This is a genomic window from Enterobacter sp. EC_64 (genome assembly GCF_019584165.1).
GTDB classification, from domain to species: Bacteria; Pseudomonadota; Gammaproteobacteria; order Enterobacterales; family Enterobacteriaceae; genus Enterobacter; species Enterobacter roggenkampii.
This window is the reverse complement of sequence record NZ_VDAS01000028.1, coordinates 41,902-55,547: the sequence shown is the minus strand read 5'-3', so window position 1 is coordinate 55,547 and position 13,646 is coordinate 41,902. Positions and strand designations below refer to the sequence as shown.

Annotated in this window: 11 protein-coding genes; 9 read left to right on the top strand and 2 right to left on the bottom strand. The window is 54.0% G+C overall.

Features of this window, described 5'->3' with window-relative positions:
- Window positions 1–527: 527 nt before the first annotated feature.
- From sapA to FHC52_RS19005, 6 genes are all read left to right on the top strand, one after another.
- Window positions 528–2,168, top strand: a complete 1,641-nt coding sequence (gene sapA / locus FHC52_RS19030; protein WP_220420203.1) for an ABC transporter substrate-binding protein SapA — start codon at window positions 528–530, stop codon at window positions 2,166–2,168.
- Window positions 2,165–3,130 carry a putrescine export ABC transporter permease SapB gene (gene sapB, locus FHC52_RS19025; RefSeq protein WP_023616846.1) on the top strand — a complete coding sequence of 322 codons (966 nt, stop codon included), beginning with the start codon at window positions 2,165–2,167 and terminating at the stop codon, window positions 3,128–3,130. The genes sapA and sapB overlap by 4 nt, the downstream gene beginning before the upstream one ends.
- Complete coding sequence (gene sapC / locus FHC52_RS19020) at window positions 3,117–4,007, top strand: putrescine export ABC transporter permease SapC (protein WP_025913072.1); 891 nt, start codon at window positions 3,117–3,119, stop codon at window positions 4,005–4,007. The genes sapB and sapC overlap by 14 nt, the downstream gene beginning before the upstream one ends.
- Window positions 4,007–4,999: a putrescine export ABC transporter ATP-binding protein SapD gene (sapD, locus tag FHC52_RS19015; RefSeq protein WP_008501228.1), complete on the top strand. Its 993-nt coding sequence runs from the start codon at window positions 4,007–4,009 to the stop codon at window positions 4,997–4,999. Before sapC ends, sapD begins: the two co-directional genes overlap by 1 nt.
- Window position 5,000: 1 nt before the next feature.
- On the top strand, window positions 5,001–5,807 hold the full coding sequence (gene sapF, locus FHC52_RS19010) for a putrescine export ABC transporter ATP-binding protein SapF (protein WP_008501227.1): 807 nt from the start codon (window positions 5,001–5,003) through the stop codon (window positions 5,805–5,807).
- A 148-nt stretch (window positions 5,808–5,955) separates the two neighbouring features.
- Window positions 5,956–6,897, top strand: coding sequence for an ATP-grasp fold amidoligase family protein (locus tag FHC52_RS19005; protein WP_220420202.1), 942 nt, complete (start codon window positions 5,956–5,958; stop codon window positions 6,895–6,897).
- On the opposite strand, the gene FHC52_RS19000 is transcribed toward FHC52_RS19005, so the two are convergent.
- The gene (locus FHC52_RS19000) at window positions 6,878–7,942 is read right to left on the bottom strand and encodes an ATP-binding protein (protein WP_049122302.1); all 1,065 of its coding nucleotides are present in this window, start codon (window positions 7,940–7,942) and stop codon (window positions 6,878–6,880) included. The genes FHC52_RS19005 and FHC52_RS19000 overlap by 20 nt on opposite strands.
- Entirely contained in the window at window positions 7,939–8,643 is a 705-nt protein-coding gene (locus FHC52_RS18995; RefSeq protein ID WP_008501224.1) for a response regulator, read from the bottom strand. The genes FHC52_RS19000 and FHC52_RS18995 overlap by 4 nt, the downstream gene beginning before the upstream one ends.
- Before the next feature lie 247 nt (window positions 8,644–8,890).
- Between FHC52_RS18995 and FHC52_RS18990 the strand changes: the two genes are divergently transcribed.
- From FHC52_RS18990 to fabI, 3 genes are all read left to right on the top strand, one after another.
- Window positions 8,891–9,301, top strand: a complete 411-nt coding sequence (locus FHC52_RS18990; RefSeq protein ID WP_126288965.1) for a transporter — start codon at window positions 8,891–8,893, stop codon at window positions 9,299–9,301.
- 93 nt (window positions 9,302–9,394) lie between these two features.
- Complete coding sequence (locus tag FHC52_RS18985) at window positions 9,395–12,490, top strand: multidrug efflux RND transporter permease subunit (protein WP_220420201.1); 3,096 nt, start codon at window positions 9,395–9,397, stop codon at window positions 12,488–12,490.
- A gap of 270 nt (window positions 12,491–12,760) precedes the next feature.
- Window positions 12,761–13,549, top strand: a complete 789-nt coding sequence (gene fabI / locus FHC52_RS18980) for an enoyl-ACP reductase FabI (RefSeq protein WP_003856831.1) — start codon at window positions 12,761–12,763, stop codon at window positions 13,547–13,549.
- The last annotated feature ends 97 nt before the right edge of the window (window positions 13,550–13,646 follow it).

The following is a 13,646-nucleotide window of genomic DNA, read 5'->3' as shown; positions in this document are numbered from 1 at the left end:
ACGGTCTAAATAGGCTGATTCAAGGCATTTACGGGAGAAAAAATCGGCTCAAACATGAAGAAATGAAATGACTGAGTCAGCCGAGAAGAATTTCCCCGCTTATTCGCACCTTCCCAAACACTTCGCGTTTGGCGGGTAGTCTGAATGCCATAATTTGTTTTACTTTAGTAAAAAATCATAATATATCAGACACATATTACAATTAAAATGATATCGCACCTGGAATGTACCCTGCATTCCTGTCATTTTACCCAGCGAAGACGTAACTATACCGACCGACTTTGCGAAACCCTGTCTGCCGGGTTAAATCCTTCGTTTATAGCGAGTCAGATACGCCACGAAAATGCTAAGATAGTCCATGAGGTATATTCAAAGTGGATTGCAGGTATGAAAGTGCATCGGGTTGTGACGCTGAGTGACCGACTGCAAACGTTACTGCCCCATTATGCCCTCAGGCTTAAACGATACTGGATAATGTCGTTTAAAATTAGTAGGATAGCCACTTCATATTTAATACCTTAAAAATTATGCGTCTGGTTTTATCATCCTTTTTTGCACTTGGTCTGTTTAGCAGCCAGGCCTTTGCCGCGCCCGGGCAAACGCAGCAGCCTGACATTCGTGACAGCGGCTTCGTCTATTGCGTAAGCGGCCAGGTGGATACCTTCAACCCGCAAAAAGCGGGCAGCGGCCTGATTGTGGATACCCTTGCCGCGCAGCTTTACGATCGTCTGCTTGATGTAGACCCGTACACTTACCGTCTCGTGCCCGAGCTTGCGGAAAGCTGGGAAGTGCTGGATAACGGCGCAACCTACCGTTTTCACCTGCGCGATGATGTTGTGTTTCAGCGCACGCCGTGGTTTACCCCCTCGCGCAAGCTGAATGCGGATGACGTGGTCTTCACCTTCCAGCGTATCTTCAACCGCAATCACCCGTGGCATAACGTTAACGGCAGCAATTTCCCCTATTTCGACAGCCTGCAGTTTGCCGACACCGTGAAAAGCGTGCGCAAGCTGGATAACCGCACGGTTGAATTCACGCTGACGCGCCCGGATGCCTCATTCCTGTGGCATCTGGCAACCCACTATGCGTCCGTCATGTCGGCCGAATACGCGGCGAAGCTGACGAAAAAAGATCGTCAGGAACTGCTCGATCGTCAGCCGGTCGGCACCGGTCCGTTCCAGTTGGCCGAATACCGCGCCGGGCAATATATTCGTCTGCAGCGCCACGAGCATTTCTGGCGGGGTACGCCGCTGATGCCGCAGGTGGTGGTCGATCTGGGTTCCGGCGGGACGGGACGTCTGTCAAAACTGCTCACCGGGGAATGTGATGTGCTTGCCTGGCCTGCCGCCAGCCAGCTCACGATTTTGCGCGACGATCCGCGCCTGCGTCTGACGCTACGTCCGGGGATGAACATCGCCTATCTGGCCTTTAACACCGATAAGCCGCCGTTGAATAACCCTGCCGTTCGTCACGCCCTTGCGCTGGCCATCAACAACCAGCGCCTGATGCAGTCGATTTATTACGGTACGGCGGAAACCGCCGCCTCAATTTTACCGCGCGCCTCGTGGGCCTACGACGGTGAGGCTAAAATTACGGAATACAATCCGGCAAAAGCACGTGAACAGCTGAAAGCGCTAGGCGCAGAAAACCTCACGCTGCAGCTTTGGGTGCCCACCAGCTCCCAGGCGTGGAACCCGAGCCCGCTCAAGACCGCCGAACTGCTGCAGGCGGATATGGCGCAGGTGGGCGTCAAAGTGATCATCGTACCGGTTGAAGGCCGTTTCCAGGAGGCGCGCCTGATGGACATGAATCATGATTTAACCCTCACCGGCTGGGCGACCGACAGTAACGATCCGGACAGCTTCTTCCGGCCGCTGCTGAGCTGTGCGGCGATAAACTCGCAGACCAACTACGCCCACTGGTGTAACCGGGAGTTTGACACCGTGCTGCAAAAAGCGCTGGCTTCCCAACAGCTGGCCTCGCGCATCGACGCCTATGATGAAGCGCAGAAGATCCTTGCCCAGGAACTCCCGGTGCTGCCGCTGGCCTCTTCCCTGCGCCTTCAGGCGTATCGCTATGATATTAAAGGCCTGGTGCTGAGCCCGTTTGGCAACGCCTCGTTCGCTGGCGTGTCGCGTGAAAAAGAACAAGAGGTGAAAAAACCATGATTATTTTTACCTTGCGCCGGCTCCTGTTGCTGCTGGTGACGCTCTTTTTCCTGAACTTTGTCGGCTTTAGCCTGAGCTATTTCACGCCCCACGCCCCGCTCCAGGGATCGTCGCTGTGGGATGCCTGGCTCTTCTGGTTTAACGGGCTGCTGCACTGGGATTTCGGCGTGTCCAGCATTAACGGGCAGCTTATTTCCGATCAGTTGAAAGAGGTTTTCCCGGCCACGATGGAGCTGTGCATTCTGGCCTTCGGGTTTGCCCTGATGGTCGGGATTCCCGTGGGCATGCTGGCCGGGATATATCGCAACAAATGGCAGGATAAGTTTATTAGCGCCCTCGCCCTGCTCGGCTTCTCCATTCCGGTTTTCTGGCTGGCGCTTCTGCTGACGCTTTTCTTCTCGCTGACAATGGGCTGGCTCCCGGTTTCTGGCCGTTTTGACCTGCTCTACACGGTTAAATCGGTGACGGGCTTTGCCATCATCGATGCGTGGCTGTCTGATTCGGTGTGGCGTCACGAGATGATCGTCAGCGCCCTGCGCCATATGGTATTGCCGGTGCTGACGCTGGCGGTTGCGCCAACAACCGAAGTGATCCGCCTGATGCGCCTGAGCACCATCGAGGTGTTTGACCAGAATTATGTCAAAGCCGCCGCCACACGCGGACTGTCGCGCCTGACCATCCTGCGCCGCAACGTCCTGCACAACGCGCTGCCGCCGGTTATTCCGCGTCTGGGATTACAGTTTTCCACCATGCTCACGCTGGCCATGATCACCGAGATGGTCTTTAGCTGGCCTGGCCTCGGGCGGTGGCTTATTAACGCTATCCGCCAGCAGGACTACGCCGCGATTTCCGCAGGGGTGATGGTGATTGGTTCGCTGGTGATTATTGTTAACGTGTTGTCCGATATTCTGGGTGCCATGGCCAACCCATTGAAGCATAAGGAATGGTATGCCCTACGATAACGTATACAGTGAAAAGCGCACGCCCGGTGTGCTGCGTACCGTGTGGCGTAAATTCTATGGTGATACCACGGCAATGATCGGCCTTTATGGCTGCGCCGGTCTGGTGTTGCTCTGTGTCTTTGGCTCCTGGTTTGCGCCGTACGGCATTGACCAGCAGTTCCTTGGCTATCAGCTGCTGCCGCCGTCCTGGTCGCGCTACGGAGAGGTCTCTTTCTTCCTGGGAACGGACGACCTCGGACGTGACGTGTTGAGCCGCCTGCTGAGCGGTGCGGCCCCGACGGTGGGCGGCGCGTTTGTGGTGACGCTCGCGGCCACGATCTGCGGGCTGGCGCTGGGTATTTTTGCGGGATCCACGCATGGCCTGCGCTCGGCGGTGCTTAACCACATTCTGGATACGCTGCTGTCGATTCCGTCACTGCTGCTGGCGATCGTTGTGGTTGCCTTTGCAGGTCCGCACCTGTCGCATGCCATGTTCGCCGTCTGGCTGGCTATCCTGCCCCGCATCGTGCGCTCGGTTTACAGCATGGTGCATGACGAGCTGGAAAAAGAGTATGTCGTCGCTGCGCGTCTGGACGGCGCGACCACCTTCAATATCCTGTGGTTTGCCGTGCTGCCTAACATCGCGTCCGGGCTGGTCACCGAGATCACCCGTGCCCTGTCGATGGCGATTCTGGACATTGCGGCGCTCGGCTTCCTCGACCTCGGCGCGCAGCTGCCGTCGCCCGAATGGGGTGCGATGCTCGGTGACGCGCTGGAGTTAATTTACGTGGCACCGTGGACGGTTATGCTGCCGGGTGCGGCCATTATGGTGAGCGTGCTGCTGATCAACCTGCTGGGTGACGGTATTCGCCGTGCAATTAACGCGGGGGTGCAATAATGCCGCTTCTTGATATTCGCAACCTCACCATTGAATTCAAAACCGGTGAAGGCTGGGTTAAAGCCGTCGATCGCATCAGCATCACCCTCGCGGAGGGTGAAATTCGCGGGCTGGTGGGGGAATCCGGATCAGGCAAAAGCCTGATCGCCAAAGCCATCTGCGGCGTGGCGAAAGATAACTGGCGCGTCACCGCAGACCGTATGCGGTTTGATGATATCGACCTGCTGCGCCTCTCTCCCCGCGAGCGGCGTAAACTGGTCGGGCACAACGTCTCCATGATTTTCCAGGAGCCGCAGTCCTGTCTCGACCCGTCCGAGCGCGTGGGCAAACAGCTGATGCAGAACATCCCCGGCTGGACCTATAAAGGCCGCTGGTGGCAGCGCGTGGGCTGGCGCAAGCGTCGCGCCATTGAGCTTTTACACCGCGTCGGGATCAAAGATCACAAAGATGCGATGCGCAGCTTCCCGTACGAGCTGACCGACGGTGAATGTCAGAAAGTGATGATTGCCATCGCGCTGGCCAATCAGCCGCGACTGCTGATTGCGGATGAACCGACGAACGCGATGGAGCCCACCACGCAGGCGCAAATTTTCCGCCTGCTGTCGCGTCTCAACCAAAACAACAACACCACCATTTTGCTGATCAGCCATGACCTGCAAATGCTCAGTAAATGGGCGGATAAGATTGACGTGATGTACTGCGGACAAACGGTCGAAACCGCGCCGAGTGAAGACCTGATCACCGCGCCGCACCACCCGTATACGCAGGCGCTAATCCGCGCTATTCCCGATTTTGGCAGCGCCATGCCGCATAAGAGCCGCCTGAATACCCTGCCCGGGGCGATTCCGCTGCTGGAATCGTTGCCGATAGGCTGTCGTCTGGGGCCACGTTGCCCGTATGCACAGCGTAAATGTATCGAGACGCCACGCCTGACCGGGGCCAAAAATCATCTTTACGCCTGTCATTTCCCGCTGAACATGGAGAGAGAGTGAAATGGTCGAAACCTTGCTGGAAGTCCGCAACCTGAGTAAGACCTTTCGCTACCGCACGGGGCTGTTTCATCGTCAAACTGTCGACGCGGTAAAACCGCTGAGCTTTACCCTGCGTGAAAAACAGACCCTGGCAATCATCGGCGAGAACGGTTCCGGAAAATCCACCCTGGCGAAAATGCTCGCCGGCATGGTTGAACCTACGGCTGGGGAAGTATTGATTGACGATCACCCTCTCACGTTCGGGGATTACTCTTTCCGCAGCCAGCGCATCCGCATGATCTTCCAGGATCCGTCGACCTCGCTCAACCCGCGCCAGCGCATTTCGCAGATCCTCGATTTTCCGCTGCGTCTGAACACCGACCTGGAGCCCGAGGCGCGCCGCAAACGTATCTTCGAAACACTGCGCATGGTTGGGCTATTACCGGACCACGAAAGCTACTACCCGCACATGCTGGCTCCCGGCCAGAAACAGCGTCTGGGTCTGGCGCGTGCGTTGATTTTGCGCCCGAAAGTGATCATTGCTGACGAAGCGCTTGCCTCGCTGGATATGTCGATGCGTTCACAGCTGATTAACCTGATGCTGGAGCTGCAGGAAAAACAGGGCATCTCGTATATCTACGTCACCCAGCATCTGGGGATGATGAAGCACATCAGCGATCAGGTGATGGTTATGCACCAGGGTGAAGTGGTCGAACGCGGCAGCACGGCGGATGTGATGGCCTCCCCGCTTCACGAGCTGACAAAACGGCTGATAGCCGGGCATTTCGGTGAAGCATTGACGGCCGATGCGTGGCGCAAAGATCGGTAAACAAACGTTGCATCGCATAATAAGGATTAAATAGCCTTAACACGCTGTTTAATCCTTAACTTTTTCATCTCCATTGCTGCTCCATATTCTCAGCAAAATACATCAACAGTTCTTCTCCAGAATATCCGGACATTACGAAGGAGAAGAAATGAACAACGCCACTTACGTTCTCAAATATACCGAGTACCTCATCAGAAAATGTCGTTCATTTTTAATGACGGACCTGTACTTTCATACTGTGAGGCTCAAGAAGAAATCGGGGAAGCACCCTGACATTAAATCCCCCACGACGTTGAGTGAAAAAATATGTCATCGTCTGGTCTATGACCACAATAACGTCTATACCCTGCTTGCCGATAAACTCGCCGTTCGGGAATACGTAACCTCCAGAACAACGCGTGCGAAAACGGTGCCATTACTTGGCGTGTACAGCAAGGTGTCCCAGATTGATTTTTCGACGCTCCCTGAAAAATTTGTCCTTAAGTGCAACCATGACAGTGGCAGCACAATAATATGTACGAACAAAGCGCAATTTAACGTCAGGGAAGCGTGTAAAAAACTCAGTCTCGCGTTAAAGAAAAATATGTACTACACCACGCGCGAATGGCAGTACAAAAACATTACGCCAAAAATACTTTGCGAACCGTTTGTCGATCTCTTCGATGATGCAGACAGGAACACCGCGCCCGAAATGCTGAGGATCCATTGCTTTCATGGCGTTGCCCACTATGTTGAAGCGGATTTTACGGATGACAGCGGCAAAGGTTTCATCAACGTTTACGACAGGTACTGGAACTTACAACCCTTTCAGATGGAATATCCGAATACACCGTTGGCGCCAGGCGAACCGGCCTTGTTCCGACAAGCGTTGCTGGCATCCCAGGAGCTGGCGGATGGTATTGACTACTGCCGCGTTGACCTCATGCTAAAAAAAGATGAAATCTATTTCAGTGAAATAACCTTAAGCCCGAGACGCGGTAAACTGTCGATTACCCCACAGGAATGGGATGCTAAGCTAGGAAAAATATGGCATTTACCGCCGGCAGGCACATTTGACCTGCCGCTGACGCTCACGAGTCGGGCCAGGTGAGTTTAAATATCGAGTGGTTTTGCGTTGATAAGGTATAGGTAACATCGCCACCATGCGCCAGCATGATGGCTTTTACCACCGACAAGCCCAAACCACAGCCTTCCGGGTTCAACTGTCTGGCGCCGTTATCGCGCTGAAAGGGCTGAAACAGGAAGTCATGAAACTCCCTGGGGATACCCGGTCCCCCATCCTGAATCAGGATAAAATTGCCTTTATCCGAAACACCATTTTTTACGGTGAGCTTGCGCGAGGTGGAATAGTGTAAGGCATTGTCAAATAAAACGGTCAGACACTGATTGATGCGTAAGGGATCGAATGCGCACTGCTGCTCCCTCAGTTCGGTATGGACGGTAAATGCCTTACGGTTGAACTCGGGCATGAAGGTATCGAGCGCATCCTGTATTGTCCCTTTCAGATCCGTTCTGGCCTGGTATAACGTGTATCCTGCCCCGCCATCCGAACTGATAACCCGGAGATCTTCAATCAGACGGGTTAATCCTTCCGTCTGTTTGAGGAGGTTAGTAAACAGCACCGGGTCCGGGGTAAACACACCGTCAACCAGCCCCTGAAGCCTTCCGCGTAAAATGGTGACCGGGGTTCTGAGTTCATGCGCAATCGCAGCATTCCAGGATTTCCGCTGGATATCCAGCGTTTGCAGCTTTTCTGCCATTTCATTGAAATCCGTAACCAGGTGATTGATCTCTCCCAGCCGGGAACTGGCACAGAATGCCCTGGCGTCCAGATCGCCCTGAGAAATTTTTTTCAGGCTGGACGCGACCGCGTTTAGCGGGGTGAGTATTCGCGATGAAAGTTTGACCGTAAAGAATACGGCAATGATCAGGCTGATCGTTGTCGCGGTCCCAATCCATACCCAGTCCCACATCGTCATCTGCTCGTCATCGCCCGCAGCAGGGCCGCCGGGAAGATGATCCAGAATAAAGGAGTAGAAAAACCAGGAGCCCAATATGGCGATGGCAATTATCGTAAACGTCAGCAACAGCATATACGTTAAGATCTGACGACTCAGGACAGACTCTTTATTCATTTTTTTTCCCCAAGCCGGTAACCCATGCCCCTGATGCTCTCGGGAACGCCATAAAGACCGGCCAGCTCCAGTTTTTTTCGCAGCTTGCTCATATGGCTGTCGACGGTTCTGTCGAGCGTATCGCCTTCCGGCAAACACGCGTTGAGCAACTCTTCACGGGAACAGACCTTGCGCGGATACCGCACCAGGTAAGAAAGCAATTTAAATTCGGTCGTCGTTAAGACCGGGGAGATAACCTCGGGCCCCGCAGTAACCTCCACGTAGAAATCATCCGGATAGACCGTAATGAATGGCGTTCTGAGCGGCAGGGCCCCCGCCTGCTGAAGCGCAGGCTTTGTTCTACGCAGCACCGCCTCAACCCGTGCGACAACTTCCGAAGGGTTGAAGGGTTTGATGACGTAATCATCCGCGCCGAGCCTCAGACCCATAAGTTTATCGACGTCCTGATCGAGAGCGGAAACCATAATGACGGGGACAGCGCTTTCATGGCGAAGCGTGGTAAGCACGCTCCAGCCGTCACACACGGGCAGGTGAATGTCCAGCAAGATGAGATCCGGTTTATGGAGGCGATTGAGCGTTATCGCCTGCTCGCCCTGCCTGGCCCTGAGCGTTTTCATTCCCGAACGCTCTAAGTAGCTCATCAGTATATCGGCGATTTCGTCTTCATCTTCAACAACAAGGATCAGCGTATTTTTGTTCATATTATCTCCGCGGGTGAAATCCCTTTAAGCACGCTATCAGATATCTTGAGCACAATAAGACACAGCCTCCGGGAAAAAGTGCCGTAGTCACGAAAATTTCCCGGTTGATTTAAATGCCCGGTTATTTCTCCACACAGCCTACACATTCAGTCAATAAAGACTCGACAATGCCCGTTCAAAATCGCTAATGAGGCATAACGCGTTGTGCATTGCGGGCTGCAAATTACCACTGTTTCTTAAAGATTTTATGAAGTTGGCTGAAATAATGAACATGGAACTTTCTAAATGTTTTTCTCCTAAAAAACTGGGTATATATTCCCTGTTTCTGCTGCTGTCGTGGGGATTACTTTATACCTGGCTGGTGCTGGTACACAGAATAGATGAGAAAGTCGCCTCGACGCTGCTCTCTTCACCCCTTATCTATGGCTGCATCGCATTGTCAGTGGTTTCTCTGGTCATACAAAATAAAGCCGGCGCGTTCATTGAGCTACTTATCATCGCCTTCTGGCTGATGGTGATTTTTGTTTATCTCATTATTACGTTCACCGTGCTGTTAAACGCGATGCCCGATATTGAGGATCTGATCTTTTACTATGAATGTTATTTGATCATTTTTTTTGGTGGAGCACCGCTGTACCTCATTATGAGAATGATCTGAGCCCTTGCTCCACACGGCCTCCATAAACCGCCCACTTCTGCTAAACAGGTGCGCGGTAGACTTTCTACCTCACAATTTTGCACAAAAAAACCAATGCCTCATTTTTTTATTGACCGTCCTATTTTCGCCTGGGTCGTGGCGCTGTTTATCGTCCTGACGGGTCTCCTGTCTATTCCTCGTTTGCCGGTTGCGCAGTATCCGGCGGTGGCACCGCCGGGCATCATTATTTCCGTCAGTTACCCGGGGGCCAGCCCCGATATCATGAATACGTCGGTAGTATCGTTAATCGAACGCGAAATCTCTGGCGTAGATAATTTGCTCTACTTCGAATCATCCAGCGACACAACCGGTTCGGCGTCTATTACCGTCACGTTTAAACCCGGCACGGACATCAAGCTGGCACAGATGGATCTGCAGAACCAGATTAAGATCGTCGAGCCTCGTCTTCCTCAGGCGGTAAGACAAAACGGCATTAACGTCGAGGCCGCTAATTCTGGATTTTTAATGATGGTGGGGCTGAAGTCCACCAGCGGTCAATTCGAGGAAGCCGACTTAAGCGACTATTTTGCCCGAAACGTCAGTGACGAGCTTCGTCGCGTGCCCGGCGTAGGGAAAGTTCAGCTGTTTGGCGGCGAAAAAGCGCTGCGTATCTGGCTGGATCCGATGAAGCTCCACAGCTACGGCCTTTCGGTGAGCGATGTACTTACTGCTGTTGGCCAGCAAAATGCCCTGGTTTCGCCCGGCAAAACGGGAGATGAACCAGCATCTGCGGGACAAGGCGTAACGTATCCCATCACCGTGAAGGGGCAACTCACTTCGGTAGAGGCGTTCAGAAACATTACCCTGAAATCAGATGCATCGGGCGCGAGGCTGAAACTGTCCGACGTCGCGCGCGTTGAGTCCGGCCTGCAAAGTTACGCTTTCGGTATCCGCGAAAATGGTGTGCCCGCAACGGCGGCGGCAATCCAGCTGTCGCCGGGTGCCAACGCAATGAGTACAGCTTCAGGCGTACGCGCGCGCATCGACGAGCTTTCCCTGGTGTTACCGGAAGGAATGGCGTTTACGGTTCCCTTCGATACCGCGCCGTTTGTGAAACTTTCTATCATGAAGGTGGTTCAGACATTTGTCGAAGCGATGGTCCTGGTCTTCCTGGTGATGCTTCTGTTTCTGCACAAGATACGCTGTACGCTTATCCCGGCGATAGTTGCTCCCGTCGCACTTCTTGGCACCTTCACGGTGATGTTATTGAGCGGATACTCCATCAATATTCTGACGATGTTCGGCATGGTGCTGGCGATAGGGATTATCGTTGATGATGCCATTGTGGTTGTGGAGAACGTCGAACGACTGATGGCGGAAAAAAGCCTCTCCCCACGGGACGCTACCCGGCAGGCCATGCAGGAGATCGCCCCGGCGATTATCGGGATCACGCTGGTGCTGACTGCCGTCTTTATCCCCATGGGGTTTGCTGAGGGTTCGGTCGGGATTATCTATCGACAATTTTGTATTTCTATGGCGGTCTCCATACTGCTGTCCGCGTTTCTAGCCCTGACGCTAACGCCTGCCCTGTGCGCAACGTTACTCAAGCCGCACAAGGCAGGAAAGAGCGGAAGTGGAAGGTTCGCGGCCAGGTTTAACGCGCGCTTCCGTTTGCTCACCGTCTGTTACGAAGCCGGGCTGGGTGCCGTTCTGAAGCGAACCGGGCGTATGCTGCTCCTGTACGTTGCGCTTTGCACGGCGCTGTTTGTTGGATTGTCTTCGCTACCGTCGTCCTTTCTGCCGGATGAAGATCAGGGCTACTTTATGTCCTCTATCCAGCTGCCTTCTGATGCCACGATGCAGCGCACCCTCGACGTGGTCAAAAAATTTGAAGCGGAAATTGCGGTCCGGCCGGACATTGAAAGCAACATTATGATCCTGGGGTTTGGCTTTTCAGGTTCAGGACCGAATTCGGCTATGGCCTTCACCACGCTGAAGGACTGGAAAAATCGGCAGGGCTCGACGGCTCAGGATGAAGCCGACCACATACAGGCCAGCATGACGAACGTCACTGATGCCGTCACAATGAGCCTGCTCCCGCCGGCCATTTCGGATATGGGCACCTCCTCGGGCTTCACATGGTACGTTCAGGACAGAGCGGGAGCGGGCTATGAGGCTCTAAAGAGGGCCGCCGACGCGCTGGTTTTGCAGGCTAATCAACGCCCTGAACTCAGCGATGTCTATATAGACGGTCTGCCGGAAGGAACCAGCCTTGCGCTCCAGGTTGACCGGGAAAAGGCGGAAGCGATGGGCGTCTCATTCGATGAAATCAACCAGACGCTCTCCGTCACCCTGGGCTCAAATTACGTCAACGACTATACCAACAACGGCCGCGTTCAACAGGTGATTATTCAGGCCGATGCCCCTTACCGAATGCAGCCTGAGCAGATACTGAAACTATCAGTGAAAAACCGGATGGGTGAGATGGTGCCGGTATCAACGTTTGCGACGATCTCCTGGAACGTTGCGCCGCAGCAGTTGACGCGCTACCAGGGTTATTCTGCTATACGGATAACCGGAAATGCGGCGTCAGGCGTATCCAGCGGCACCGCAATGAAGGCCATGGAGGGCTTGTCCAGGAGCCTGCCTCAGGGCATGGCGGGTGAGTGGGCCGGGAGTTCGTTGCAGGAGAAAAAATCGGAATCGCAGCTTCCGGGCCTGATCGCCCTGTCGATACTGGTCGTGTTTATGGTGCTCTCCGCCCTGTATGAGAGCTGGTCTATTCCTTTTGCGGTCATGCTGGTTGTTCCACTGGGCCTTATCGGCGCGGTGATAGCGGTGTTTGTTGCCGGTATGACGAATGACGTTTTCTTCAAGGTGGGTCTGATTACGCTCATCGGCCTGTCGGCCAAGAACGCCATTCTGATTGTGGAGTTTGCCAGGCAGCTGCATCGCGAAGGGCAACCCCTGCTGGCGGCGACCATTCATGCCGCCAGTCAGCGCCTGCGCCCCATTCTGATGACATCGTTAGCCTTTACCTTAGGGGTTGTTCCTCTGATGCTGGCCAGTGGTGCAAGCGACAGTACGCAGCATGCCATCGGTACCGGCGTATTTGGCGGCATGATTAGCGGTACGCTTCTCGCGATCTTCTTCGTACCGGTTTTCTTTATCGTTATTGCGCGCTTCATCGGCAACATCAGGAAAGCGTGAACACCCTTGCAGGATCGCGCCTCCTCGCTGGTTGGATGAGGCGAAGCTGTTGCCGGGTGATATACTGGACGAATGCTGAAATTTCGCGCCCCCGCGAGTCCGCGGCGCATTCTTCGGGGCATGCGACTTCGGAGAAGTGCGAGAAATATCGTGACACAAAGGGCCGTGAGTGGGCTATAATTTCGAGCTAATTTCGAATGATTTTGAAATACTGCCTGTAACGCTATGAATTACAAGGCAAAATAAGCAATGAATATAAGGATTAAAGCTATGGGTTTTCTTTCCGGTAAGCGCATTCTGGTGACTGGCGTTGCCAGCAAACTGTCCATCGCATACGGCATCGCACAGGCAATGCATCGCGAAGGCGCTGAGCTGGCGTTCACCTACCAGAACGACAAGCTGAAAGGCCGTGTTGAAGAGTTTGCCGCGCAGCTGGGTTCCAGCATTGTTCTGGAATGTGACGTTGCACAAGACGAAAGCATCGACGGCATGTTTGCTGAACTGGCAAAAGCATGGCCGAAATTCGACGGTTTCGTTCACTCCATCGGCTTCGCGCCTGGCGACCAGCTGGACGGCGACTACGTGAACGCGGTAACCCGTGATGGCTTCAAAATCGCGCACGACATCAGCTCCTACAGCTTCGTTGCGATGGCGAAATCCTGCCGCGCGATGCTGAACCCGGGCGCAGCCCTGCTGACCCTGTCCTACCTGGGTGCTGAGCGTGCTATCCCTAACTACAACGTAATGGGTCTGGCTAAGGCGTCTCTGGAAGCCAACGTACGCTACATGGCGAACGCAATGGGTCCTGAAGGCGTGCGCGTTAACGCCATCTCTGCGGGTCCAATTCGCACCCTGGCCGCTTCCGGTATTAAAGATTTCCGTAAAATGCTGGCACACTGCGAAGCGGTTACCCCGATTCGTCGTACTGTTACCATTGAAGATGTGGGTAACTCTGCAGCATTCCTGTGCTCTGACCTTTCCGCGGGTATCTCCGGCGAAGTGGTTCACGTTGACGGCGGCTTCAACATCGCTGCAATGAACGAGCTGGAAATTAAATAAGCTGTGACTCTCTTCCCGCCCGGGAAGAGAGTATTTCCCCCCCCGGGTCACCCCTTCGTTATTCCGTTCTGCTATTTGTTATCACCTAACAATATTT